This is a genomic window from Marinobacterium alkalitolerans (assembly GCF_017776525.1).
Taxonomy (GTDB): domain Bacteria; phylum Pseudomonadota; class Gammaproteobacteria; order Pseudomonadales; family Balneatricaceae; genus Marinobacterium; species Marinobacterium alkalitolerans.
Genome location: NZ_JACVEW010000003.1, coordinates 13,310 through 39,943, shown reverse-complemented (window position 1 = coordinate 39,943; position 26,634 = coordinate 13,310). Strand labels below are relative to the sequence as shown.

Sequence of the window (26,634 nt, the reverse complement as noted above, 5' to 3'; positions counted from 1 at the left end):
GTGTTTTATGGAAGGTGTCAGACCTGCAGTTCGGGCAGGTTGCGGTACAGTGCCAGCGCTTCCGGATTGGCCAGTGCATCCTGGTTTTTCACCGTTTCGCCCAGTACCGTCTTGCGCACCGCCAGCTCAACGATCTTGCCGCTGAGCGTGCGCGGAATATCGGCGACCTGAACGCTCACCGCCGGCACATGGCGGGGGGTGGTATTGGCCCGAATGGTGGTGCGGATCGTCTGACGCAGGTCGTCATCGAGCAGCACACCTTCTCGCAGGCGGACGAACAGCACGACACGGACATCGTCCTGCCAGGGCTGGCCGATACAGAGGCTTTCCAGCACTGCGTCCACCTTCTCTACCTGGCGGTAGATCTCGGCGGTGCCGATGCGGACACCACCGGGGTTGAGGACGGCATCGGAGCGGCCGTGAATGATCACCCCTTCATGGGCGGTGATTTCGCCGTAGTCACCATGTGCCCAGACGTTGTCGAAACTGGCGAAGTAGGCATCGCGATAGCGCTCGCCCTCCGGATCGTTCCAGAAGCCGATCGGCATGCTGGGGAAGGGTTGGGTACAGACCAGCTCGCCCTTGGTTTCGCGCACGGAGTGGCCATCGTCATCGAAGATGTCCACGGCCATGCCGAGCCCCGGGCATTGCAGTTCGCCGCGCCACACGGGCAGGATCGGGCAGCCCAGCGCAAAGCAGGACAGAATGTCGGTCCCGCCCGAGATGGAGGACAGTTGCAGGTCCGCCTTGATGTCGCGGTAAACGTAATCAAAACTTTCGTGCGACAGCGGAGAGCCGGTTGAGAGAACCGCTTTCAGCGGGCTGAGATCATGGCTCTGGCGCGGTTTGATACCGGCTTTCTCCAGTGCAGCCAGGTACTTGGCGCTGGTGCCAAATACAGTGACTTTCTCTCGCTCGGCCATGTCCCAGAGTACATCGGGGCGCGGTGCGAACGGGGAGCCGTCAAACAGCACCAGCGTGCAGCCGGTTGCCAGCCCGGAGACCATCCAGTTCCACATCATCCAGCCACAGGTGGTGTAGTAGAAAAAGCGGTCCTCACAGCCGATATCGGTGTGCAGCATCAGCTCCTTGAGGTGCTGAATCAGGGTGCCGCCGGCACTGTGCACGATACACTTGGGCACACCTGTGGTGCCCGAGGAGTACATGATGTAGAGCGGATGGTCGAATGGCAGGGAGGCAAATTCGATCTCGGTGCTGTCCCGGTGCCAGAACGTCTCCAGCAAGGCGGCGCTGGGCAATCCAGCAAGATCCGGCTGGTCGTTGAGGAAGGGCACAACGACCGTTTGCTCAACGGAGTCGATGGACTCAAGAATGCTGCGGACCTTGGACAGCGAGTCGAGCGACTTGCCGTTGTAGCGATAACCGTCGGTGGTAAACAGCACCCTGGGCTTTACCTGGCCGAAGCGGTCGATCACCCCGTTGATGCCGAAGTCCGGTGAGCAGGAGGTCCAGATGCCCCCCAGCGCGGTGGTCGCCAGCATGGCAATCACGGTTTCCGGGATATTGGGCATGTACCCGGCCACTACATCACCCGGGCCGATACCCTGTGCCTTGAGCGCAGCGCTCAGGTACGCAACACGGGTATACAGCTCGGCAAAACTGATCTCCGTGCGGCGCCCTTCTTCTCCGTTGAAGACAATCGCCGGGCGCTCGTCACGGTAGCGCAGCAGGTTGCGGGCAAAGTTCAGGCGGGCATCAGGGAACCAGCGAGCACCGGGCATGCGATCCGGGTTCAGCAGCACCCGGTCACCCTTGCGCTCGGCTTCGATGCCGGCAAAGTCCCAGAAGTTGCTCCAGAAGGTTTCGCTGTTGGCGTTGCTCCAGTGCCAGAGGTCGGAATAGTGCTGAAACTCCGTGCCGTGCTGGTGGTTCAGCAGCTGCATGAAGCTCCAGAGTTGGGTCGAGCGGACCCGTGCCCCATCGGGCGTCCAGAGAGGTGTATCCATGTGAGTCTCTTTTATTGTTGTTTGAAACGTGGATGTCTTTTCCAGAGCAGGAGCCTTGCCAGTTTTTATAAGGCAATGAAAATTAAAGACTTTTGTGAATTTGGTAGGCGAACTGAAAATAAGAGGTGTTTAAATAATTTGACACACTGTCAATAAAAGTGGACGGTATCTGTCAAATAATAAAGACAAGTGACTGCCTCCATGAGCGTGTATGGATTTGCTTCCGAGCAGGTGCGCGACCGCGTGCTTGCTTCGTTGAACCGTTCCTTTGAAACCTTCTATGAACACAGCGTGGCCGTTGATCGCCACGGCATCATCAACTGGATCAGTGACAACTACAGCCGCTTTCTGGGCTGCACTGAATCCCCGTTGGGCCGCCACATTACCGACCTGATTCCGGGCAGTTACCTGCCGCAAGTGCTGGCAACCGGCAAACCGGTACTGCTGGATCTGCTGCAGATTCGTAACCAGTGGACACTGGTCAGCGTAGTGCCCGTGCATAACGAGCAGGGCGGGATTGAAGGGGCATTCGGCTTCGTGGCCACGGACAGCCCCAGCTCCGGCATGAAGCCACTGCTGGAGCGCTACAACCAGATGCAGCGGGAGGTGCGTGAGGCGATGCGCTACCGGGATGGACGCAGCGCCCGCTACCAGCTGTCACAGATTGCCGGGCGCAGCACGGCGATCAAGGCGGTCAAGCAGCAGATCCGGCAGGCGGCACGGTTCGACATCTCGGTACTGCTCACCGGCGAAACAGGCACCGGCAAGGAGCTCTTTGCCCACTCGCTGCACGACCTGTCTGATCGCGCCGACAAGCCCTTCGTCTCGGTCAATGTGGCCGCCATTCCGGAAACACTGATGGAGTCCGAGTTTTTCGGGGTCGCGGCGGGCGCGTTCACAGGCGCCAAGAAGGAGGGGCGCCCGGGCAAGATCGAGGTGGCGGGGGACGGCACCCTGTTTCTGGACGAAATCGGTGATATGCCGCTGGCGCTGCAGTCAAAGCTGCTGCGCGTGTTGCAGGAACGTGAATTTGAACGGGTCGGCTCCAACCAGGTACAGACGACCCGCGTCCGCATCGTAGCGGCCACCAGCCGGGATCTGGAGCAGATGGTGGCCGAAGGCAGCTTCCGCCCCGACCTCTATTACCGCCTGAATGCCATGCCGATTCGATTGCCCTCACTGCGGGAACGGCTGGACGATATCGAACCCCTGAGCGAGAAAATTCTGGATGACTGCTGCTCTCGTCTGGGTGTTTGTGCCAAGTCTCTGACCGATGGTGCCATTCGTCTGCTGCAGTCCTATCACTGGCCCGGGAACGTGCGTGAGCTCTATAACGTATTGGAGCGCGCCTGTATTCTGAATGAGCAGGCCAGCCAGATTGATGCCGCCCAGCTTGTGGCGATGGTACAGCCGGTGCCGCTGGGTCAGGAGGCGGGGCGAGGCGCTGAAGCGAACAAGGCGCCTGACCCTCAGCCGGACATGACGCTCAAACAGCGGATGAAGCTGGAAGAGATGCGGATTATTCAGGAAACCCTGCAGCTGTGTGACGGCAACCGTACGGAGGCCGCCAACCGGTTGGGGATTTCGCGGGCGGCCTTGTATAACAAGCTGAAGATGGAAGGCTAGCGCAGCCTACTCCTCCACCGTCTCCACTAGTCCCAGGGTAATGGCGATCTGGACCAGCTCGGCGAGGGAGTCGACCTTCATCTTGGCCATCATGTGCGCGCGGTGGCCTTCGACCGTTTTGCGGTTGATGCCGAGCTCATCGGCGGCTTCCTGATTGGACAGACCCTGCACGATCAGCCCCATCACCTGCTTTTCACGGCGGGTCAGGCTGTCGTAGCGGCTCTGCATTCGGGACTGGGCATTTCTGCGCGCCATGCGGATGCGCTCTTTCTCCAGCGCCGTGTGCACATGGTCGATCAGCACCTGATCATCGAACGGCTTTTCGATAAAGGTCAGCGCCCCCTGGGTGAGGGCGGTGACGGCCATGTCGACGTTGCCGTGGGCGGAGATCATGATCAGTGGCAGATCGATGTCCAGTTCAGACAGTTTCTTCTGGGCGTTGATACCGCTCATGCCGGGCATGCGCACATCCATCACGATACAACCGCTGACATCGCTCGACAGGCTGTCGATGAAGTCCAGTGCATTCTCGAAAGTCACCACGTTCAGCCCGACCGACTCCAGCAGCCATTTGAGGGAGTCGCGTACATCGGCGTCATCATCGATGACGAAAACCTGTTGAACGTCTTGATCGGTGCTCATGCGTCTTCAGTTAACTGTGTTTACGGTGAAAGAAAAGCGGCTGCCGGCTTGTGGCAGGTTTTCCGCCCAGAGCTCGCCGCCCAGATTCTCCACCAAAGAGCGACTGATGGCCAGTCCCATGCCCAGCCCCTTGCCCTTGGTGGAGTAGAAGCGCTCGAAAATGTGGGGCAGGTCGGCCCCGGGGATACCGGGGCCTTCGTCTTCCACGGTGATCAGCAGCCGGCCCTCTTGTGCGCGGGCACCGACGCGGACGGTCTTGAGGGCGTGCTCGGCAGCGCTGTCGCAGGCCTCCAGTGCGTTGACCAGCAGGTTGAGCAGAACCTGCTCCAGCTGGATCTGATCGCCGCGCACAACGGGAAGCTTGTCGTCCAGATCACAGAGGATGCGCACGTTATGACGCTCGGCGGTGGACTCGCAGAATTCGCAGATGCCCCGGATCAGACTGGTGATATCCAGCTCGGTGATATTGGGCTCCTGCTTGCGGGTGAAATCCATCATCCGGTGGACAATCTCTCCGGCGCGCAGGGCGGTGTTAATACTGCGGGTGATGGGGACTTCGATATCCTGCCAGCTCAGGGCTTCGGCCCCGGCAAAGCGACGCTCGATGCCACGCAGAAAACTGACCATGGCCAGCAGTGGCTGGTTGAGTTCGTGCGCCAGACTGGAGGCCAGTTCACCCATGGTGATCAGTCGGCTGGCGTGGTCGATCTCGGCCTGATACTGCTTGACCTGTGCCTCGGCGGCCTTTTTCTCGCTCAAATCCCGCGCCACCAGCGAGAGATATTCGATATCGCCGTGAAGGGAACGGTGCACCAGCAGTTCCAGCATCACCGGAATGGGAGCGCCCTCGCGGTTCTGCAGGCTCAGCTCACTGCGCCAGCTGCCCTGTTCCTTGGCGGTGGGCAGGCCATCGGCCAGCAGGGTTTGAAACGCCTTGAGGCCCATGACCGACTGGAGCGACAACCGGGTGTAATCGGTGTGCTCCAGTGTCAGGCAGCGGCGCGCCGCTTCGTTGAGGTGGGTGATCTGCAGGTCCAGATCGGAAAAGATCACCAGGTCCTGCGTACTCTCCAGTACCCGTGCCAGACGCCGGTTTGCCTTGTCGGCCTTGATGCGGTGGGAGGCATCACGCGACACCACCAGGATCTCCTTGATCTCGTTGGTCTCGGGATCCCGGATGGTGCGGCTGGTACTTTCCAGCCAAGTGTAATGGCCGTCCTTGCAGCGAAAACGATAGGTGTGGGTGTACAGCCCTCGATCATAGGTCACGCTGGGGGCACGGTTCTGGAAATCCTTCACGTCATCCGGGTGGTACAGATCGTAGGCGGACATGCCGACGATCTCTTCCACGGTGAAGCCCAACAGGTGGGTCACGGCGGGGGAGGCGTAGATGAAACGCCAGTCTCCCGGCGTATGACGCGAGATCATGTCGGTGGACTGCTCGGCCATTTCGGCCAGCAGCCGATTGCGTTCAGCGTCATCGCTCAGGGCAGAGCGTCCTTGTTCGGGCGTCAGTGGTTTCATGACAGGTCCAGACTCTGTGTGTGTCAGGCAGGATACAACACAGGCCAGTGGCGTGGGGAGGGGCGCTGGCCCCGGCGTCAACGTGCCGGGGCGCTTGGCATCGCTGATCAGCGCAGAAACTCCATGCTGAAGGTTTTGAACTGGGCAACGTCGGAGCGGCGCATCCATTCAAAGCCGACCATCTCGCGGGTGATCAGCGTGACACCCGCCTTTTCCAGGCGGCGTAGGGCGATCTCGGTATCCAGGGGGTTGCGAGCCGAAATGGCATCGGCCACCACGAACACCTCGTAACCCTCTTCGTGCAGGCGCAACGCGGACTGCATGATGCAGGCCTGAGACTCCATGCCGCACAGGATGGCCTGCTTGCGGTCCAGCTGCCGGAAGGCACTGCCAAAGTCTGGGTCATCGATACAGGCGAAATGGGCCTTGCCATACAGCTTATCGGCCCCCACCAGTTCACGCAGGCTCTCTTCGGTGTGGCCCAGCCCCTGCGGATACTGTTCGGAGCCGATGACCGGCACCTCCATCAGTTGGGCCAGCCGGGTCAGCCACTTGCAGTTGTCCACAAGCGTTTCATGCTCGTGCACACCCGGCAGCAGTCTGGCTTGAACATCAACCACAACCAGCACGGATTTGTTCTTGTCCAACAGCATGTTCACTTACTCCTTGCGCTTGTTAGGGATCAGGCCGGGCGGCGGTCGACCATGTTGGTGGCCACGCCTTCGGCGACCACTTTTTCGCCCACGCGACAGATGGTTTCGAGCTTGACGCGGCGGCGTTCTGCGTTGATCTCCACTACGGTGGCGGTGGCCACCACTGTATCACCGATGTGAACCGGCGCCTTGAACTTGAGCTGCTGGTCAACGTAGATGGCACCCGGTCCCGGTAGGCGGGTACCCAGTACGGCCGAGATCAATGCCGCGCTGAACATGCCGTGCACGATGCGCTGTTCAAACATGGTGGTCTTGGCGTATTCGGCGTTGATGTGAACCGGGTTGTCGTCGCCGCTGATGCCCGCAAACAGAACAACATCCGCATCGGTGATGGTTTTGGCGTAGCTCGCCTGCATGCCCACTTCCAGATCTTCCAGGTAGTAGCCGTGTAGTGCCTGCATGGAATCCTGCATGTTTGTACTCCTTGGTGTAAGACTTTGGATTTTCAGGTTAGTGGTATTTATTTAAATAGCCAAGGGTTTTTACTTGGTTTTTAAAATGACCTCTGCTAGCCTCGATTCACACAACGACAACAAGCACTCTCAGGAAGAGGTCGTCATGATGCAGACACAGCCCGCCAACCTGTTTGAAAGAGCGTTCAAGAAACTGGTCCCCTATGGGCTGGAAGCCGTCTCCGGTCGTCGCTCCGTGCCTGACATCATGAGCCTGGATGCCGACCTGCCAGAAGCGGATCTGGAGCGGGTGCGGGAATGGGTCGACAACTGTCTGGATACGCATGCCGGTCAGGTGGAGGCGCGCAACCGGGCAGCCATGCTGGGGCGGATGTATCTGAAGCTGTCCCGTACCGGCAAGGTGCGTTTTCTGGGCATGCTGGCCGAGGAGTACGGCATTGATGATGCCGGTGTGGAAGTGGCCATCAGCGGTTGGCAGCACGCCCGCAACGGTGACCGTGCCCGCACGGCGCATCAGCTGCGCAAGGCACTGGAACCCAGCCATAACAGACTGTTGAAGCAGTTCACCGGGGTGCCGTCCGGGGTGAAGTTTCTGGTCGACATGCGCGAAGAGCTGCTGGAGCTGAAACAGGAGTACGCCACGCTGGAGTCGCTGGAAGCGGATCTGAAGGAGCTGCTGGCCACCTGGTTCGATGTGGGGCTGCTGCAACTGGAGGAGATCAGCTGGAACTCCAGTGCGGCATTGCTGGAGAAGCTGATTGCCTACGAAGCCGTGCATGAGATCAAAAGCTGGAGTGACCTGAAGAACCGACTCGATTCAGACCGTCGCTGTTTTGCGTTCATGCACCCCAATATGCCGGATGAACCGCTGATTTTCGTTGAAGTGGCGCTGGTGAACGGGCTGGCCGGCAGCGTGCAGAAACTGCTGGATGAGCAGGCCCCCACTCAGGACATCGGCAGTGCCGACACCGCCATTTTCTATTCTATCTCCAATGCCCAGCCGGGCCTTGCCGGCATCAGCTTCGGCAACTTCCTGATCAAGGAAGTGGTGAAGAAGCTGAGCAGTGAGTTTCCGCAATTGAAGCAGTTTGCCACCCTCTCGCCGATTCCGGGCTTTGCCAAATGGCTGGAACACTGCGCACCGGCCACTCTGTGTGACCTGCCCGGCGGAGAGCAGTGGCTGAGCCTGCCGGCCCCTCGAGAGGTTGCGGTAATTGAAGCCAGCGACTCGATGGAAATACGGCAGGAGGCGTTGACAAAACTGGCTGCCGCCTACCTCTGCATGGTCAAGAAACGAGGTGCCCGCGCGCTGGACCCGGTGGCGCATTTTCATCTGAGCAACGGGGCACAGGTGGCGCGTTTGAACTGGATGGGCGATGTGTCGCAGAAGGGGCTGCGCCAGTCGGCCGGCATGATGGTGAACTACCTCTACGAACTGCCCAAGATTGAGCAGCGCAGTGAGCAGTACACCTCCGAGGGCGTGGTTGCACAGTCCTCGGCCATCAAAAAGCTTTTGAAGTAAGTCATACACAATAAGAAGGAGAACAGCATGACAAACCGTATTGCAGTGGTAACCGGCGCTACCGGTGGGCTGGGAACGTCCATGTGCCAGGCGCTGGTGGATCAGGGCCGCACCGTGATCGGTACCCACCTGCCCAACGAACAGGCCACCGCCCAGGCGCAGGACTGGCAGCAGACAATGAAGAGTCAGGGCTATGCCGTCGAGTTGTATCCACTGGACGTGGCCGATTATGAAGGCTGTCAGGCATTCGTACAGCAGGTGGAAGCGGATCATGGCCCCATCGATATTCTGGTCAATAACGCCGGTATCACCAGTGATGCACCGCTGAAGCGTATGGAAGCCGGGCAATGGAACCGGGTGATTGAAGTGAACCTGAACTCCATGTTCAACATGAGCCGTCAGGTGTTCGAGGGCATGTGCGAGCGTGGTTTCGGGCGCATCGTGAATATCTCCTCACTCAATGGTGAAAAGGGTCAGTTCGGTCAGTGCAACTATGCCGCCACCAAGGCCGGTATCTATGGCTTCACCAAGTCGATCGCGCTGGAAGGCGCCCGCAAGGGGGTGACGGTGAACGCGGTATCACCGGGGTATATCGATACCAAAATGGTGCGCCAGGTACCGGAGAAAGTGCTGGACAGCATCGTGGCCGGGATTCCGGTGGGGCGTTTGGGACAGCCGGAGGAGATCGCGCGGGCCGTCACCTTCCTGACCGCTGACGAAGCAGGCTTTGTAACCGGCACCAACCTGTCCGTAAACGGCGGCCAGTACATGGACTGAGGGGGCAGGCAGTATGAGCGAGTACAGAGCACCGACCCGCGAAATGGCTTTCACCCTTCGCCATCTGGCCGGGTTTGATGAAATGGTGAAGGCGTGCAACTTTGAAGACGCCTCACCCGATCTGGTGGCCGCCGTATTGGAAGAAGCCGCCAAATTTGCCGGCCAGGCACTGGCACCGCTGAATAGCAGCGGTGACCAGACCGGCGTCCATCTGACTGCAGACCACAGGGTTCACACGCCTGAAGGATTCCGGCAGGCATACCGTCAGTATGTCGAAGGAGGCTGGGCGGGCCTGCAGTTTGACGCCGAACTGGGAGGCCAGGCATTACCCTTTTCACTGGCCATTCCGGTGCAGGAGATGATGCATGCCGCCAACATGGCCTGGGGGCTCTGTCCGCTGCTGTCTCAGGGGGCGGTGGAAGCGCTGAGCGACAATGCGAGCGACTCCCTGAAGCAGCTGCTGCTGCCGAAGATGATCAGCGGTGAGTGGACCGGCACCATGAACCTGACCGAGCCCCAGGCCGGCTCGGACCTGGCCAATATCCGCACTCAGGCACGCCCTGAAGGCGATCACTATCGCATCACCGGGCAGAAGATCTTCATTACCTGGGGCGAGCACGATATGGCGGAGAACATCGTCCATCTGGTGCTGGCTCGGCTGCCCGATGCACCCCCGGGCGTGAAGGGTATTTCGCTGTTTGCGGTCCCCAAGTTCATTCCCGATGCTGAGGGTAACTCGGGCGAGCGCAATGACTGCCATGCGCTGTCACTGGAGCACAAGATGGGTATCCACGCCAGCCCCACCTGCGTCATGAGTTACGGCGAAAACGGCGGTGCGCTTGGCTATCTGGTCGGTGAGGAAAACAGGGGGCTGGCGTGCATGTTCACCATGATGAACAACGCGCGACTGACCGTGGGGCTGCAAGGGGTCGCGGTGTCCGAGCGGGCGCTGCAGATGGCGCGTGACTACGTACACGAGCGCGTGCAGGGGATTGCGCCCGGGGACTCGGCACCTTCTCCCATTGTGCGTCACCCGGATGTGCGGCGCATGGTGATGACCATGAAAGCCCTGACCGAAGCGGCCCGTGGCCTCGCCTACAGCGGCTGCGTAGCAGTGGATTATGCCAGGCATGCACAGCTGGATGACGAGCGTCGGGCCTGTTACCAGCGCCGTGCTGACCTGCTGACACCGCTGGTGAAAGGCTGGTGTACCGAAATCGCTCAGGAGGTGACCTCTCTGGCTGTGCAATGCCACGGCGGCATGGGCTACATCGAGGAGAGCGGGGTTGCACAGCTGTACCGTGATGCACGGATTCTGCCGATCTATGAGGGCACGAACGGGATTCAGGCACTGGACCTGATCGGTCGCAAGACCATCCGCGATGAAGGGCAGGCGGTGCAGGAGCTGATCGCTGAGATGCGTGCCACCGCTCAATCGGCACGAGGCTGCGATGCGCTGGATACGGCACGTGTGGATGCGTTTGAGGCCGCCATCGATCAGCTGGATACCGCCCTTCAGCAGATACTGGGCAGCAGCGCCAATGCCCAGTTTGCCGGTGCAGTTGCATTCAACTATCTGATGCTGAGCGCCACCCTGACCGCCGGCTGGCTGCTGCTCAAGGGCGCGGTGCTGGAAGCCGAGGATTCCTTGGAACCTGAAGGCCATGCACGGTGTGTAATGGCTCACTTTTACATTGATCATATTCTGCCCCGGTGCACCGGCTATCTGGCCTCCATTCGCGCCGGAGAGGACTCGATCATGGCCCTGTCAGACGACGCGCTTTAGGCCTTCATCTCGCAGCAACGGAGACCCCATGTATATCAACGGACAATGGATCAATGGAACGGGCTCTTTCCCGGTCACCAATCCCGCCACGGGAGAGGTGATCGGTGAAGTGCCGGATTGTGGTGCAGACGAGATCGATGCGGCCATAACGGCGGCGAGCGAGGCCTTGAAAAGCTGGCGGCAGACGACCGCCTATGAACGTGCGAGTCTCTTGTATCGTGCCTGGGAGATCATGCTTGAGCGCAAGCAGGCCCTGGCTGAGTTGATGACGCGAGAACAGGGAAAGCCTCTTAAGGCCTCGCTGAACGAAGTGCAGTACGGCGCCGACTTCCTGCTCTGGTTTGCAGAGGAGGCCAAGCGGGTGAACGGCCAGACGATCCCTTCGGCACGCGCCAACCAGCGTTTCATCACGCAGAAAGTGCCTGTCGGCGTGGTCGGGGCCATTACACCCTGGAACTACCCGATCTCCATGATCACCCGCAAGCTGGCGCCGGCGTTGGCCGCCGGCTGTACGCTGGTGCTCAAGCCTGCCGAGCACACGCCCCTGTGTGCCCGCGCAATGGCTGAAGTGTTTGAGGCCGCAGGCTTTCCGCCCGGCGTGATCAATGTGATCAGCTGCTTGGACCCCAAGCCGGTAGGCGATGCCTTCTGCTCCGACCCAAGGGTGAAAAAACTGACCTTTACCGGCTCAACCGCCGTCGGCAAGCAGTTGAATGCGCAGGCGGCAGCTCAGATGAAACGGGTCTCCATGGAGTTGGGAGGCCACGCTCCCGCCATCGTGTTTCCGGATGCCGACCCTGTTCATGCCGCCAAAGGCCTGTCACTGGTGAAGTTCCTGAATACCGGGCAGGCCTGTATCAGCCCGAACCGTATCTTTGTCCATGAAGATCAGGCTGAACCCTTTCTGGCAGAGCTGACAGCACGGGCGATGCGGCTGAAGGCGGGTAAGGGTATGGAGCCAGGCAACAGCATAGGGCCGCTGATCAATGAAGCGGCACTGGGCAAGGTTGACGCTCAGGTACAGGATGCGCTGGCCAGGGGCGCGACCTTGCATGCAGGCGGTGAACGATTGATGGATGCCGACCTGAAGGGCGGGTGTTTCTATGCGCCCACGGTGTTGTCCGGTGTAACACCCGAGATGCGGATCTATCGCGAAGAGACCTTCGGCCCAGTGGCGCCGGTCATCCTCTACAGGGATGAAGACGACCTGCTGGCCATGGCCAACGATACCGAATATGGCCTGGCCGCTTATGTCTACAGCCAGAACCTTGCCACGGCATTCAAGGCGTTTGAAGCGCTGGAGTTTGGCATCGTGGGGGTCAACGATATCAACCCGACCAGTGCGGCCGCGCCCTTTGGTGGCATGAAGCACAGTGGGCTTGGCCGCGAAGGGGCTCAGGAAGGCATTGAAGAGTACCTGGAAACCAAGCTGGGAGGCTTTGCGATTTAAGCGCAGCTTTCGGCACAAACAGAGTGGTCTTGATAATAAGGATAAGAAAATGGAAAACATGTTTGAGCAGGACCTGGACCCGGTTGAAGCCAACAGCCCGGCTTTGACCCCCATCACCTTTGTGCAGCGCGCCGCGCTGGCGCACCCCAAACGCACCGCGGTGATTCACGGGGACATCCGGCGCACCTGGCAGGAAACCTACCAGCGCTGTCTGAAACTGGCATCGGCCTTGCGCAAGCTGGGCGTGAAAAAAGGCGATACCGTTGCGGCTTTACTGCCCAATATCCCTGAAATGCTGGAGCTGCACTTTGCGGTGCCCATGCTGGGGGCGGTTTTGAACGCGCAGAACACCCGCCTGGATGCCAAAACGATGACCTTCATGCTCAACCACGGCAAGGCCAGCGTATTTTTTACCGACCGTGAGTACTGCGAGCGTGCCCGCGAAGCGCTGGCCGGCTGCGACGCCAAGCCCAAAGTGATCGACGTGGATGATCCCCAGTTTGAAGGCGGTGAACTCATTGGTGACATGACCTACGAGGCGCTGCTGCAAACCGGGGATGCATCCTTTGAATGGACGCCCCCGGCGCATGAGCACCAGTCGATCGCGCTGAACTACACCTCGGGTACCACCGGCAACCCCAAGGGGGTGGTGTATCACCATCGGGGGGCTTTCCTGAGTGCGCTCAGTAACGTCGTGGGCTTCGGGCTACCGGACGGTGCCGTGTATCTCTGGACGCTCCCCATGTTTCACTGCAATGGCTGGTGCTACCCCTGGGCGGTCACGGCTGTGGCCGGTACCCATGTGTGCCTGCGCCAGCCACACCCCAGGCCCGTGTTTGAAGCACTTGAACAGCATGGGGTAACCCATTTCTGTGCCGCGCCGATCGTACTGAACATGCTGATCAATGCGCCGGCTGAGCTCAAGCGGCCTTTTGGCCAGCAGGTGACGGCGGCGACAGGCGGGGCTGCACCTCCCGCGGCCACGATCGAGGCGATGGAAGCGATGGGGATCAAGGTGGTCCATCTGTATGGGCTGACCGAAACCTACGGACCCAGCGTGGTGTGCGATTTTCAGGATGAGTGGCACTACCTGCCATCGAAGCAGAAGGCGCAGAAAATGTCGCGTCAGGGCATTCCGTCACTCACCATGTCGGATATGCGCGTGGCCGACCCCGTTACACTGGAGCCGGTCGCCAGAGATGGCCAAAGCATCGGTGAGGTGCTGGTGCGGGGCAACTCGGTCATGAAAGGCTATCTGAACAATCCCGATGAAACCCGCAAGGCCTTTGCCGGTGGCTGGTTTCATACCGGTGATCTGGGAGTCTGGCATCCCGATGGCTACGTGGAGATCAAGGACCGCTCCAAGGACATCATCATTTCGGGAGGCGAGAACATCTCAACGCTGGAGGTGGAGAGTGCCCTCTACAACCATCCTGCAGTACTGGAAGCCGCGGTCGTAGCCGCGCCGGATGAACATTGGGGGGAAGTGCCCTGCGCCTTTATCACGATCAAGCAGGGAGCCGATGCGCTGTCGGAAGAGGATGTGATTGCACACTGTCGTGATCATCTGGCGGGGTTCAAGATTCCCAAACGCATCGTGTTCACGCCAGAGCTGCCCAAAACCTCAACCGGGAAACTGCAAAAGCATGTGCTCAGGGCACAGCTGGCAGGTTAAGCCGCTCCGATCTGCTGGAGGGCATCAGTGTGCCCTCCAGCGTCATGGTTTACATCCGCTCGAAGATCACCGCAATCCCCTGACCGCCGCCGATACACATGGTGACCAGTGCATACTGGCCCTCAATGCGCTGCAGCTCGTAGATCGCCTTGGTGGCAATGTAGGCGCCGGAGCAGCCCACCGGGTGCCCCAGCGCGATGGCGCCGCCGTTGGGGTTGGTTTTGTCCAGATCCAGCTCCAGTCCCTTGGCAACGGCCAGCGCCTGAGCGGCGAAGGCTTCGTTGGATTCGATCACGTCCATTTGGCTCAATGTGAGGCCTGCCTTTTCGAGTGCCAGGCGCGAAGCAGGGATGGGGCCTTCGCCCATGATTTCATTGGAAACCCCGGCCAGCGCGTAGGACACCATGCGGGCAATCGGCTTGTGCCCGTCACGAGCGGCCGCATCGGCGGAGGCCAGCACCAGATACGAGGCGCCATCGTTGATGCCGGAGGCGTTGCCTGCCGTCACGGTACCGTCCTTCTTGAAGGCGGGGCGCATGCCGGCCAGCGTTTCGGCCGTGGTACCCGGTTTCACGTGCTCATCGGTATCCACAATCTGCTCGCCCTTGCGAGACTTGATGCTGATGGGGACGATCTGCTCCCTGAAGCGACCTTCCTCAATGGCGGCGGCGGCGCGGCGATGGGATTCAGCGGCAAAGGCATCCTGCTCTTCACGGGAGATATTCCACTTTTCCGCCAGGTTTTCGGCGGTTATCCCCATGTGACCGGCGCCGAAGGGGTCGTTCAGGGTCGCGACCATCATATCCACCATGCTGGTATCGCCCATGCGGGCACCGCTGCGCATGGCCGTCGACAGGTAACCACCCCGCGACATCACTTCAACACCGCCGCCAATGCCGTACTCGTAGTCACCCAGCATAATGGTCTGCGCCGTGGATACCACTGCCTGCAGGCCCGAGCTGCACAGGCGGTTGACCGCCATGGCGACCGAGTCCATCGGCAGTCCCGCCTGAATGGACGCCACGCGGGCCACGTAGGCAAAGCGGGAATCGGTGGGAATACAGTGACCAGAGGTCACGTAGTTGATCGATGCGGGGTCAACACCGGAGCGCTCGATGGCGGATTTCATCACCTGGCCGGCAAGCTCGGCAGGCTCCAGTTGGCTCAAGCCGCCACCAAAGGCGCCAATCGGGGAACGTGCGGCGCTGAGTACAACAACATCGTTATTCTTTTGCATGTTTGTCTCCATGGTTTAGCAACAGTGCGAGCAGCAGGTGAAGCCTTCTGCTCCAGCATTAGACGCATCGATCGGCTGACATGGGCTGACGCGCAAGAGCACCTGAAAGCGTGTGCAGTCTGATATGCCTCATTCACCCTTATACGCCAAAAACAGGTCCGAGATAAGCGTGTTTGTATGATCCTTGACCGAGTGCAGGCATGGTGCCTTGCCGACTGGCGTTCGGCATCCGCTAATTGAGGTAGATCGGTGTTGAGGGCCGTACAGCCGTCTTTTTGCGGCAAACCGCTTGATAACGGCCCAGTGCTGCTATGATCAAGTAAAGGATGATGACCTGAGAGACTGGGGCGATGCGCCTGGATGCTGATCAAATGCTGGCGGTGTTGAATGCGCTGCCGGACCCTGTGTTTCTGTTGACCGAGTCAGGGCTCTACGCCGGGCTGTTCGGTCACGCAGATCCCAATTACTACCATGATGGCCACGACCTGGTGGGCAGCTCCGTGCCGGAGGTTGTGTCACCCGAAGCGGCCGAGTGGATCATGCAGAATATCCACAAGGCACTGGAGCAGGATGGCCTGATCAAGGTGGAATACCAACTGTCGGCCGATCAGGTCGCCGGGCTGGAAGGTGCCGTTGGCCCGGATGGCATGATCTGGTTTGAAGGCCATGTTCAGCCCTTTCCTCATCGTGTAAACGGTGAACGTGCCGTGGTCTGGATTGCCCGCAATATCACACGCCGCAAGCTGCTGGAAGAGGAGCTGCTGCAGGCCAGTCAAACCGACCCGCTGACACATACTGCCAACCGGCGTCATCTGATGGAGGTGCTGGAGGAGCATTTCGAAGAGTTTCGACGTTACCGGCACCCCATGGCCATGATCATGTTTGATCTTGACCACTTCAAGCAACTCAATGATCGCCATGGGCACCTGACAGGAGATGCGGTCCTGCGCAGCCTTTGCAAGGCCTGCAAATCGCTGTTGCGTGCCAATGACCTCCTGGCCCGTTTTGGCGGGGAAGAGTTCGTGATTGTGTTGCCCAGCACCACAGCGGCTCAGGCCGCATCAACCGCAGAGCGCATGCGGACGCATCTCAGTGAAGCGGTGGCACGTGAACTGGGGGATGAGTTGGCCGTGACGGTCAGTCTCGGTGTGAGTGAACTGCTGCACTCAGACAGCAACTACGAGCAGGTAATGCACCGGGTGGATCAGGCGCTGTATCGGGCCAAGCGGGCCGGTCGCAACCGTGTGGTGGTGCATGACGCCTGAAACGTCAGGCGTCATGGCCGCTGCAGCCTACTGCCCGAAGACCTGTTTCAACAGGTCGGTGGTGCGTGCAACCGGCTGTTCCCTGATTTTCTTCTCTTCCTGAGCCAGGCGCAGAAAGAGCCCGTCCAGTGCCGATTCGGTGACATGCTGTCCCAGGTCCGGGCTCATGCCCTGCAGGAGCGGTACCTGTGATTCAGCCTGACTGACCAGCAGGTTGTAGGCTTGGGTGACACCGGCGCGGTCCATGGCCTGCTCGACCAAGGGGCGAATGCGCGTCGTCAGCTCAGCACGGGTTTTGTCGTCAAAATACTCGGTTGCGGCGCTATCGCCACCGCTGTAGATGCGTTTGGCGTCTTCCAGCGTCATCTGTTCCAGCGTATCCACGAACACGGGTGTTGCAACCCCGATCGCCTGTTCGGCGGCGCTGTTCATGCTGGCTTCAAAGGCATCGACCTGTGAACCCAGACCATAGTCACGCATCAACCCGCCCACGGTATCGAGCATGCCCGGCAGGGGAATGCGCACATCAGCGTGGTTGGCAAAGCCGCCATTGCTGGCCAGACGATCGATGGCACGCTCGCCCCCGACACGCAGTGCCTCTTTCAGGCCCCTGGCCAGCGTGGCACTGTCAACCCCGGCGGGAACGGGTGTGCCACTGCTGTCGGTTCCAGTCTCCTGTTTGAGTATCTTTTCACCCTGCTTGAGCAGGTCATCCCAGCCTGCCTGTGCCGGTTGCAGCAGCAAGAGTGACAGCGCCAGACCGGTGGCGGCATGGCGCAATAGTGGGGTGTTCATGGCAATCTCCTTGTGAGCCTTTGAATGCGTTCAGTATAGCGTCCAAACCCGAACAGCAATGGGTTCAGAGTGCCTTGAGCCAGGTGCGAACAGCCGGCCAGCGATTGACCAGCATGGCAAAGAAAATCAGCGCACAGCCGGAAAACTGCAGCAGTGTCATGGTCTCGCCCAGCCAGAGTGCGGCGAGCAGCGCTGTCCAGACCGGTTCCAGTGTCATGATGATGGAGGTGTGACTGGGCGGCGCCAGACTCTGCCCCTTGGTTTGTACCCAAAAACGCAGACTGGTGGCGATCAGTGCACTGGCAATGAGCCAGCCCCAGATGCTGGCGGGTTGGTTGAACTGCCAGGTTTCCATCAGGGTTGAGAGGATGCCGGTAATCAGTCCGGTGACCAGCAGCTGAACGGCGGTCAGTGGCAGAGTGGGGAGGCGTGCGGCGGCACGGCTGTTGAGGATAAAGGTAAAGGAAAAGAACAGTGCCGCAAGCAGGAAGAGTATTTCGGCCAGACCCAGATGAAATTCACTGTCCAGTGACAGGCAGGCAAGCCCTGCAATGACAAAAGGGATCGACAGGTAGACATAAGGGCCTGAACGGTCACCGAAGAGCAGGCTGATCAGGGGCACCATCACCACTCCCAAACCGGTCAGAAATGCGCCAACGCCCACGTGAGTGGTCATTTCCAGTGCCAGAATCCAGAACGACAGGGCGGTACCAAAAAAGGCGCCAACCAGACAGGCCGATTTCCATTGGGCCGGGGTAAAGGCGCGCATGGCCGACCAGCCGATGACCGCCAGAATCAGCCCGGCGCTGATAAACCGCAGGGCCATGAACAGCAGAGGAGAGAGCCCCTGTACGGCTTCTCGCGAGAAAATCCATCCGGCCGCAGCCAACAGAGTGGTGAGTAACAGCAGCAGGTCGGCTTTGTGGTGTGTAGACAAGATCAGCATCCTTTGCGGTGTCGGGTGACTCAAGCCGTTTGGCAAGGGACGCATCTTAGCAGAAAGTCGAAGTCAGACGCTGTTTTACAGGGGAGGAAACAACAGGGCAGGCGTCAGGCCGTTGTGGGTTCAGACTCTGGCGGACACAGTGCCTTGCTGTCCAGCATCTCCTGAATGCGCTCCAGCCGTTCCGGGCGGCTGAAGTAGTATCCCTGAAAGCGCTTGCAGCCCATTTTGACCAGTGCACTGGCCTGGGCACCCATTTCGACGCCTTCGACTACTACATGCATATGGTGGCTGCGGGCAATATAGATGATGCTCTGGATGGTGTTGGCGGCACGTTCATCTTCAAGCATGCTGTCGACAAAGCTCTTGTCGATCTTGAGCTCATCAATGGGCAGTTTTCGCAGCAGACTCAGCGACGAATACCCGGTGCCAAAGTCGTCCATGGAGAGACGAATCCCTTCCTGCTGCAGTCGTTTAACTGTCTCGACCACCTGATCGAAGTTGTGCATGACCAGTGTTTCGGTCACTTCCAGTACCAGTTCCTCTGGTGGAATCTGCCAGGTGTCCAGCGCTTTCAGTACGTTGCTCACGAAGTCGGGTTGTTCAAACTGAATCACGGAGATATTGATACCCAGGTCCAGTGATATACCGGATGAACGCTTCAGCAGCGCATACTCCTTGAGACTGGTGTCCAGTACGAAACGTCCCAGTGCCAACATCAACCCGCTGTGCTCGGCGACTTCCACAAACTCGGCCGGTGAGACAAACCCCAGCTCTTCGTCATGCCAGCGCACCAGCGCTTCCATGCCTACGATCTGCTCATGCTCATCCAGCTGAGGCTGGTATACCATGAACAGCTCTTCCCGGCTCAATGCCTGGCGCAGGCGCTGCTCGACGGTGATGCGGCGCAGATACGCCATCTCCATTTCGGTCCGATAAATGTTGACCGCGTTCCGGCTCTGCTTCGACTTGTACAGTGCAAGGTGAGCACTGCGCAGCAGCTTGCTGGAAGAGTCGCCATGCTTGGGGTACATGGCCACACCCACACTGGCAGTGACCTGCAGGCGGATATGCCCGACGTCGAAACTCTTTGAGAGCAGTTCCACCAGTGAGCGGCACGCATCTTCCAGACGTGCCGTGTTGGTTGTGCTGGAGGTGATCACGAACTCGTCTCCACCCAACCGGGCAAGACAGTCTTCCGGTTCCAGCAAGGACTGCAGTCGGCGGGTGAACTCCACCAGAGTGGCGTCACCGGCTTCCTGACCGTAACGGTCATTCACCCCCTTGAAGTTGTCGATATTGATCACCACCAGGCTAAAGGGCGTTTGCTCGAGCATCAGCTCGTTCAGGCGGTTCAACAGGCCGGAGCGGTTCAAAATGCCGGTCAGGTCATCGTGTGTGGAGTAGTAAAACAGTTCCTGGTTTCGTTTGCGTGTCGCGTCATCGATGATACGGAACAGATAGAGCAGAATGGCAGCGATCACCAGAAAAATAAGCACGTATTGGATAAATGTGCTGAAGAAATCACTCCAGATCGGCTTCAGCCGGGTTTCGGAAATGACCCAGAGCTGGTAGCGGGGATTGAAAATGGCGGCTGTCATAAAGCGCTCGCCACGGCGCTGAGTCGTGACGGCAATGGCATCATCACTGCGTTTGACTTCGGCCACTGACATGCCCAGATCCTGTTCAAACTCCTCCCGGTTCAGGCGGCGTTGCTCCATGGTGGTCCAGGGGCTGGAATAGATGGTGGGGCTGATCTCGTCACGGGACATGTACTGAATGTAGCCATCCACTTCGCGGAACAGCATAACGCTGTCATAAGGCCCGTCATGCAATTTGCGCCCGAACACGCTGTCGCCTGTGCCCTGTTGCAGCCCCCCAGTCATCACTGCAATAACCTGACCGCTGGCATCCCGCAGGGCCTTGCGGATGGGGATGATCCAGGCGCCCTGCGCTTCAAGGTAGTAGGTACGCCCCAGTACCATCAGGTGGGAGTCCATGGCCTGCATGAAGCTTTCCGCCGTTGGCGGGTGGGTTCGCAGGTTAGGGAGCTTGTTCGGGTCCAGATTGGAGCTGACCCGGACCAGTTGTCCATCGGTACGGGCAAGGCCAAACCCGATCAGATCTTTATTGACTGCCAGTACATGGTCCAGCAAGGGGAGTTTTTTGCTGGTGTTCAGCATTTCGTTTGAATTGAGCAGCTCACGCCCCACCACGTCCAGCACCAGCTCCTGGGTTCTCAGAACGCTGTCGACGGACTGGGCAACCAGCTCAGCGCGGTTCTTGTGGTAGGTTTCATAGCTGTTGTAGATGGTGTGCCAACGGTTATGCAGAATAACGGCTAACAACAGCGCTCCGCCCAGCAAAACCAGCCAGAACAAAGTCCATATGTTGCGCTTGATCAGGGCCATTGCACATTCCCGTTTTCAGTCGTTAGTCATCCGCATTGATGGAATAGACATTGAATCCCGGCGAATGCACACGGACTGAATAGCGATTCGTTCACTCATTATAGTACGTTAGAAGACCGCATTATGGGTCAATCGGCCAAAGGCATTACTGGCACAGTTCAAACAATTGGGCCCGGCTGGAGATGCCGAGCTTTTCATAGGCGCGCTTGCGGTAGGTAATGACGCTGCTGACGGCTACATCCAGCTCGGCTGCGATCGCTTCGTTTTTCCTGCCCCGCAACACAGCTCTGCACACCTGCTGCTCGCGTTCTGACAGAAACGCAAGCGGTCCCTCCATACGCAGGCTTTCGTTCAGCTGGAAGTGTTTGCAGACCAGAATACTGGTCAGGGCACAGACTCTTTGGGTAAAACTTTCATCGTCAAACCGCGTATCAAAGCCCGGATCACGCCGGTACAGGTTGATGTAGTAACTGCCCTCAGAGGTCCCGCGAAGCACGGAGATCTTGTCGGTGAAGCCGGGTTGTTCAAAAAAGGCCTTGCGATAGTGCAGCCCCAGGTTGTCGCTCACCGAATTGAATCGCACCACCTCAACCTGTTCCGGCGCGATGGTTTTGAGGCGCTGAAAATTGGGGTCCTGCAGGTAATGGCGCTCGGTCACATAGGCTTCTGCCAGCCGTTTGCCGGAGGAGGCCTGAGCGTAATCCTTGTAGATCAGGGTGGACACCTTGCGGCCGTCCGGGCAGAAAAACACCATGCACTGCTCTGTACCAAAGGCGGCCTGCAGCCAATCGAGGAATACATCATAAAAACGGGTTGTTCCCAGCGTTTCCAGAACGTGCAAAACCTGTTCAGAGGGCATCCAGTCGGACGGTTCGGGCATGGTGTATCTCCAGCGGGTGGTGCGGCGCTCGACAGCGCGGAGGGGTTCGCTGAGGGAGATAATAGCAGATGAGGTGGCCGGGTTGTTGCGAAGGCTGCCGTCTAATTCAGCCCGTAGACCCGGCCAGTGGGCGGCTCGAGAGCCGCCCGGTTGGAAACAGAGACAGGCTCTGTTACTTGCTGGCGATGCTGTTCAGAATCTTCTTGAACGTGGCCAGTTCGTCATCGCTGAACTGGCTGAACATCTTGTCCTGCTCTTCCTGGGCCAGGCGCCAGAGCGCTTCTGCCTGCTCTACCCCCTTGTCGGTGATGGTGTAGCACTCATTGGCAAACTGAATCAGTCCCTTGCGCTGCAGGATCTCGGCGGCTTCGTTGACCTCGATCTGCGGCATGTTGACCTCTTTCAGCAGATCCTTGAGGCAGAGTTCCGGGGTTTGCTGCAGGACCATCAGCATGCGTGCTTCACTGGTGCGCAGGCCGGTGGAAAGCTGCAGAGGCGCGTAGTCGGCCTGGTAGCTGCGTACGGCCTGAGTCATCAGGTAGTAGAGGTTGTCACTCAGGCGGCCTTCCAGCTTCTGGACCGCTTCCGTTTGCTCCTCTTTCTGAGCCGGGAAGCGAGAGTGGGGCATCACTACCGAGTAGCTGCCCTGATGGTAGACCAGCGGGGCACGTCCGGCATCTTCAAAGGCCACAACCTTGCCGATCAGGATCCAGTGATCACCGCCATCGACGGTTTCATAGGATTCGCACTGAAAGCAGGCAGAGGTATGCGGCAGGATCGGTGCATTACCAAATCCTTCGCTGTACTCCACACCGGCAAACTTGTCGTCACTGGGACGGGCAAAGTGATTGGATACGTCAATCTGGTCTGCGGCCAGGATGTTGACGGCAAAATGCGTTGCCTTCTCGAAAATTTCGCAGCTGCCGGAGCGCTTGTCGATGCTCCACAGAATCAGCGGCGGCTCCAGAGAAACGGAGTTGAAGCTGTTGGCGGTAACACCGGTCTTTTCACCCTCAGGGGTCTGAGCGGTAATAACCGTGATACCGGTGGCAAAGTTGCCCAGAGCGCGGCGAAAGGCTTTGGGATCGAATTCAGTGACTTGATTGCTCATATCATCACCTGGATGTTGGGTTCTTGTGATGGTTGGCAAAACCGTACATGACATGGAGAGGCTACAGGCAAGGAGTTCGCCTGTCGGTTTTGCTGAGAGTCCCGGATAGACAGGGACAGGGCGCACACGCGTGTGCGCCCGGGGACATGCCGTGTCCGAAAGGGATCAGAGCAGGGTGGGATCCGGCTCCAGACCCAGGATTTCACGACCGATGATCTGTGCACAGACATCATAATCGGTGTACGCGTGGGCTGCGGTCATGTTGGACTCGCGCCACAGACGCTGGCCTTCACGATCAGCCAGCCAGTTGGACGCGCCCATTACGGCCCACAGACGGTTAACGGCTTCAACACACATCTTGATGGCGTATGCCTGGTTGGTACGCCAGTGCGCCAGCGTGTAGCGGTCCGGATACTCGTGACGCTCGCCGTACTCCTTGTGTTCGTTCCAGGTCTTTTCGAGGTAAGCGCGCGCGGCACAGACCTGCTGGTAAGACTCGGCGATGCGCAGAATCGGCGGAATGGACTCTTTCACCTGTGCACCGGTGTAGGCGCGTACGCGGTTCTTGGTCATTTCCTTGTAGACTTCGATCATGCGCTCGGCCACACCCAGGCTCATGGCAGCGAAGCCACAGGCGAAGTACGGACGGTACGGCGTGTGGAAGATCTTGCTGTCCGGGTACAGCGGGCGACCGGCGTGACGGCCTTCCATCATATCGGCAGCCGCTTGAATGCGGTGCTCGGGTACGAATACGCCTTCAATGCGGGCGGTTTTGGTGCCGCTGCCCTGCATGCCGGCTGAGTACCAGTCGTCGATGATGGTGAAGTCTTTCTTGGGGATGACGGCGAAGCTGTAGACCTTTTCGCCTGCATCGTTGAAGCGATTGAAGCCGACGATGATCCACTGAGCGTGGTCGACACCGGAGCTCCACTTCATGTCACCCGTGAAGATGATGCCGCCTTCCACTTCTTCATGCTTGCCGAAGGGCGCGATGGAGCTGGAGGCTACGGTATCAGGGTTCTCACCCCAGAACTCATCCTGAGCTTCCTTGGGGAACATGGCCATCTGGTGGTTATGGGTACACAGCAGGCTGTAGGCCCATGCGGTGGAGCAGCAGGCACCGGCCAGCGCGGCGATGCAGTCGGTAAATTCCGGCAGGCTCATTTCCAGACCGCCATAGGCTTTGGGCAGGAAGGCACGGTTCAGGCCGATGCCGTGCAGCATGTCGATGTTTTCCTGCGGCACCATACGCATCTCTTCTGCCTTGCTGGCATTTTCACGAATGGCCGGGAGGATCTCTTTGAGCTTCTCAAGCATCGGATTCTGCATAGTCATCAGGATCGTCTCTCTTCTAATAATTGGTATCCGGTTACTTGTGAGCAGTTGGGTAGACTGAGAGTGCACCAAGTAACACAACGGTAACCCGTTAGGATTTAGCCGATTATGCGGTGCCGAGGCGCTGCAGGAAATGTAATATTCTGGCTTGTTATTGCACTTTTCTGTAAAAGAGGCCCCAATTCCGAGAGCCTCTTTCACTGTAGACAGGCAATATCAGGTAGGTTTGGAGTGGCGTGTCGGGATCAGTGCCAACAGGCAGCCCAGTGCGGTGAGACCGATGATCAATGCCATGGGAAGGGGCGTGCCATCGTGCAGGCGGCTGGTTGCGGAGCTGGCCAAGGCACCCAGACCGAACTGGGTTGCCACCGCCAGCCCTGCTGCGGCGCCGGCCTGCTCCGGATAGCGCGAAAGCAGGCTGGCCATGCAGTTGGCGCCCATGACGCCGGTGACGCTGACATAGCCCAGCAGGGCGGCCACGATCAGACCCAGACCTCCGGTGCCGGTCAGGCCTGCAAACACCAGTACGCCACCGGAAATGGCCGCCAGTGCCGCCGCCGCGACCAGCAGTTTCTGGGTGCCGATCTGTCTAACGTAGCGTGCATTAAGGCTCACCAGCACAATGATGCCACCGATATTCAGGCTGAACAGCCAGGCAAAATGCTGGGGCTCCACACCGAAGTATTCGATGTAGATAAAGGGCGAGCCCGTGATATAGGCGAACATGCCGGCAAAGCAGAGCGACATGCAGAGGATATACCCCAGCGCAACGGGTTGGGCCCCGATGTGCAGGTAGGCCTTGAAGACCGCCAGAATGCTGGCGTTGCGTGAGTCACCGTGGTGTGTTTCGGGAATTTTCCAGGCACTGAGCAGCAGCATGAGTGCGGCAAAGCCGAACAGCACCATGAACAGCGAGCGCCAGCCGGATATCAGAATCAGGTAGCCGCCCAGCAGCGGGGCGATCAGAGTGGCGATCATGGTAACCAGGTGCATCAGCGAGAGTACGCGTGCCGCCTCATTAACGGGAAAGAGGTCGCGAACGATGGCACGGGCGAGCACGGAGGCGGCAGCAGCCCCCAGCGCCTGCAGGAAGCGGGCAGCGATCAGCCAGTCGGCGCTGTCAGCGAGGATACAGCCGATACTGGCGACCAGATAGAGGCTGATCCCCCCCAACAGCAGTCCGCGCCGCCCGAACTTGTCCGACAGCGGGCCGTAAAACAGCATGCCGATAAACAGACCGATCAGAAAGGCGCTGATGGTGAGCTGGATACTGGACTCGGGGGCTGCAAGATCTTCGGCGATCAGAGGCAGGCTGGGCAGGTACATATCGATCGAAAGGGGGCCAAACGCAACGAGCGCGGCCAGCAGCACGATCAAACGATGGGGGTTGGCTACCGATGACATGAGGTCTCCCGAAAACTGTAAATATCACTGGGGGGATTTTAGCACCGCTCGGAATATATTTAATATATTAAATAAAACCCGGGCGCAGGTGCTTGTGTCTTTAGTGTTGGCCAGAAACACGAACGGCCTGCAGAGGCAGGCCGTCGCGGGGAGAAAGGAGCTGAACGTTAAACGCGGCTGGAGCCGGGTTCAAACGTCTTGGTTACGGATGCCTGAGGCCCCGGAACCTTGTCGCCACTGACCGGTGATACCGGGAATACGGCGTTGATCTGACCGGTGCCGGAGCTGCCGAAGTAGGGTGTCAGTACTTCCACTTTCTGGTCGTATTCAGACCAGCCCAGCGCACCCAGCAGCATGGCCGTGTCGTGCATGAAGCCTTCACCGTGACCCTTGACTGCATATTCAGGCAGCATTTCGCAGAAGTCTTCCCATTCGGCATTTTCCCACATGCGCACCACTTCGTGGTCCAGGCGCTCCAGGAACGGAGACCAGGTTCTGGTCGCAAAATCCGGCGCCTGACCGTTCTGGGCGAAGCGGTGTGACAGGGAGCCGGAGGCCAGAATGGCCACGGTGCCGTCATACTTCTCTTCGATCGCCTTGCGCATGGCCCAGCCCAGACGCGCACTGTCGTTCAGGTAGTGAACAGTACACATGGCTGAAACGGAAACCACCTTGAAGTGCTGGTCTTCGTTCATGTAACGCATGGGCACCAGAGTGCCATATTCCGGGTCCAGTGTGGTATCGGCGTGTGCCAGTGTCTCAACGCCCTGAGCGTTACACTCTTCAGCCAGCAATTTGCCCAGCTCCGGGTTGCCGTCCATTTCAAATTCCATGTTGGAAATGAAGTGGGGCAGCTCGTTACTGGTGTAATTGCCCTTGAAGTGGGCACCACAGTTGATGTGGTAGCTGGCGTTCACCAGCCAGTGCGTATCGAATACCACAATGGTATCCACGCCCAGTTCGCGACAGCGGCGGCCAATCTCTTTATGACCATCGATCGCGGCCTGACGGAAGCCCTTCTTGGGGCCGTCCAGCTCCGACAGGTACATGGACGGAACGTGTGTAATTTTTGCAGCTAATGCAAGTTTACCCATGAGGCTTACCTCTTTCTTATGACGACGGGGCCGGGTAGCCCCTGTTTCAAAACTCGTGGGTTCG

21 protein-coding genes are annotated in these 26,634 nt (G+C 59.0%); 7 read left to right on the top strand and 14 right to left on the bottom strand.

Annotated elements, in window-relative coordinates; translation table 11 throughout:
- Window positions 1–17: 17 nt before the first annotated feature.
- Window positions 18–1,967 carry an acetoacetate--CoA ligase gene (locus H9C73_RS02445; protein WP_209286199.1) on the bottom strand — a complete coding sequence of 650 codons (1,950 nt, stop codon included), beginning with the start codon at window positions 1,965–1,967 and terminating at the stop codon, window positions 18–20.
- 201 nt (window positions 1,968–2,168) lie between these two features.
- Between H9C73_RS02445 and H9C73_RS02440 the strand changes: the two genes are divergently transcribed.
- The gene (locus tag H9C73_RS02440; protein ID WP_209286198.1) at window positions 2,169–3,593 is read left to right on the top strand and encodes a sigma-54 interaction domain-containing protein; all 1,425 of its coding nucleotides are present in this window, start codon (window positions 2,169–2,171) and stop codon (window positions 3,591–3,593) included.
- Window positions 3,594–3,599: 6 nt separating this feature from the next.
- On the opposite strand, the gene H9C73_RS02435 is transcribed toward H9C73_RS02440, so the two are convergent.
- The 4 genes from H9C73_RS02435 to H9C73_RS02420 all read right to left on the bottom strand — a co-directional run bounded on the left by H9C73_RS02435 (window position 3,600) and on the right by H9C73_RS02420 (window position 6,873).
- Window positions 3,600–4,235, bottom strand: a complete 636-nt coding sequence (locus tag H9C73_RS02435) for a response regulator transcription factor (protein WP_209286197.1) — start codon at window positions 4,233–4,235, stop codon at window positions 3,600–3,602.
- 6 nt (window positions 4,236–4,241) lie between these two features.
- Complete coding sequence (locus H9C73_RS02430) at window positions 4,242–5,759, bottom strand: PAS domain-containing sensor histidine kinase (RefSeq protein WP_209286196.1); 1,518 nt, start codon at window positions 5,757–5,759, stop codon at window positions 4,242–4,244.
- 107 nt (window positions 5,760–5,866) lie between these two features.
- Complete coding sequence (locus H9C73_RS02425; RefSeq protein ID WP_209286195.1) at window positions 5,867–6,412, bottom strand: hydrolase; 546 nt, start codon at window positions 6,410–6,412, stop codon at window positions 5,867–5,869.
- Window positions 6,413–6,441: 29 nt separating this feature from the next.
- A complete protein-coding gene (locus H9C73_RS02420; protein ID WP_209286366.1) occupies window positions 6,442–6,873 on the bottom strand; it encodes a MaoC family dehydratase in 432 nt (143 codons plus the stop codon).
- Between the two features lie 97 nt (window positions 6,874–6,970).
- On the opposite strand from H9C73_RS02420, the gene H9C73_RS02415 reads away from it, so the two are divergent.
- From H9C73_RS02415 to H9C73_RS02395, 5 genes are read left to right on the top strand one after another with little or no spacing between them, the layout of a single operon-like run.
- Entirely contained in the window at window positions 6,971–8,407 is a 1,437-nt protein-coding gene (locus H9C73_RS02415; RefSeq protein WP_236014041.1) for a malonyl-CoA decarboxylase, read from the top strand.
- Window positions 8,408–8,434: 27 nt separating this feature from the next.
- A complete protein-coding gene (phbB, locus tag H9C73_RS02410; RefSeq protein ID WP_209286194.1) occupies window positions 8,435–9,184 on the top strand; it encodes an acetoacetyl-CoA reductase in 750 nt (249 codons plus the stop codon).
- Between the two features lie 13 nt (window positions 9,185–9,197).
- The gene (locus H9C73_RS02405) at window positions 9,198–10,970 is read left to right on the top strand and encodes an acyl-CoA dehydrogenase (RefSeq protein ID WP_209286193.1); all 1,773 of its coding nucleotides are present in this window, start codon (window positions 9,198–9,200) and stop codon (window positions 10,968–10,970) included.
- A 28-nt stretch (window positions 10,971–10,998) separates the two neighbouring features.
- Window positions 10,999–12,420 (top strand): NAD-dependent succinate-semialdehyde dehydrogenase, encoded by a 1,422-nt coding sequence (locus tag H9C73_RS02400; protein WP_209286192.1) that lies wholly within the window; start codon window positions 10,999–11,001, stop codon window positions 12,418–12,420.
- 49 nt (window positions 12,421–12,469) lie between these two features.
- The gene (locus H9C73_RS02395) at window positions 12,470–14,095 is read left to right on the top strand and encodes a long-chain-fatty-acid--CoA ligase (RefSeq protein ID WP_209286191.1); all 1,626 of its coding nucleotides are present in this window, start codon (window positions 12,470–12,472) and stop codon (window positions 14,093–14,095) included.
- Window positions 14,096–14,144: 49 nt separating this feature from the next.
- On the opposite strand, the gene H9C73_RS02390 is transcribed toward H9C73_RS02395, so the two are convergent.
- Complete coding sequence (locus tag H9C73_RS02390) at window positions 14,145–15,332, bottom strand: acetyl-CoA C-acyltransferase family protein (RefSeq protein WP_209286190.1); 1,188 nt, start codon at window positions 15,330–15,332, stop codon at window positions 14,145–14,147.
- A gap of 350 nt (window positions 15,333–15,682) precedes the next feature.
- Between H9C73_RS02390 and H9C73_RS02385 the strand changes: the two genes are divergently transcribed.
- Window positions 15,683–16,597: a sensor domain-containing diguanylate cyclase gene (locus tag H9C73_RS02385; protein ID WP_209286189.1), complete on the top strand. Its 915-nt coding sequence runs from the start codon at window positions 15,683–15,685 to the stop codon at window positions 16,595–16,597.
- Between the two features lie 27 nt (window positions 16,598–16,624).
- Here the strand turns inward: H9C73_RS02385 and H9C73_RS02380 are convergent, their stop codons facing one another.
- From H9C73_RS02380 to hpaD, 8 genes are all read right to left on the bottom strand, one after another.
- On the bottom strand, window positions 16,625–17,392 hold the full coding sequence (locus tag H9C73_RS02380) for a DUF4197 domain-containing protein (protein WP_209286188.1): 768 nt from the start codon (window positions 17,390–17,392) through the stop codon (window positions 16,625–16,627).
- A gap of 64 nt (window positions 17,393–17,456) precedes the next feature.
- The gene (locus H9C73_RS02375) at window positions 17,457–18,338 is read right to left on the bottom strand and encodes a DMT family transporter (protein ID WP_236014040.1); all 882 of its coding nucleotides are present in this window, start codon (window positions 18,336–18,338) and stop codon (window positions 17,457–17,459) included.
- Window positions 18,339–18,442: 104 nt separating this feature from the next.
- Entirely contained in the window at window positions 18,443–20,746 is a 2,304-nt protein-coding gene (locus H9C73_RS02370) for a putative bifunctional diguanylate cyclase/phosphodiesterase (protein ID WP_209286186.1), read from the bottom strand.
- Between the two features lie 145 nt (window positions 20,747–20,891).
- Window positions 20,892–21,626 (bottom strand): helix-turn-helix transcriptional regulator, encoded by a 735-nt coding sequence (locus tag H9C73_RS02365; protein ID WP_209286185.1) that lies wholly within the window; start codon window positions 21,624–21,626, stop codon window positions 20,892–20,894.
- A gap of 172 nt (window positions 21,627–21,798) precedes the next feature.
- The gene (locus H9C73_RS02360; RefSeq protein WP_209286184.1) at window positions 21,799–22,737 is read right to left on the bottom strand and encodes a p-hydroxyphenylacetate 3-hydroxylase reductase component; all 939 of its coding nucleotides are present in this window, start codon (window positions 22,735–22,737) and stop codon (window positions 21,799–21,801) included.
- A gap of 165 nt (window positions 22,738–22,902) precedes the next feature.
- Entirely contained in the window at window positions 22,903–24,072 is a 1,170-nt protein-coding gene (locus H9C73_RS02355) for a p-hydroxyphenylacetate 3-hydroxylase oxygenase component (RefSeq protein WP_209286183.1), read from the bottom strand.
- A gap of 216 nt (window positions 24,073–24,288) precedes the next feature.
- Entirely contained in the window at window positions 24,289–25,476 is a 1,188-nt protein-coding gene (locus H9C73_RS02350) for a Bcr/CflA family multidrug efflux MFS transporter (RefSeq protein WP_209286182.1), read from the bottom strand.
- A gap of 167 nt (window positions 25,477–25,643) precedes the next feature.
- Window positions 25,644–26,570, bottom strand: a complete 927-nt coding sequence (hpaD, locus tag H9C73_RS02345; RefSeq protein ID WP_209286181.1) for a 3,4-dihydroxyphenylacetate 2,3-dioxygenase — start codon at window positions 26,568–26,570, stop codon at window positions 25,644–25,646.
- Window positions 26,571–26,634 lie beyond the last annotated feature (64 nt).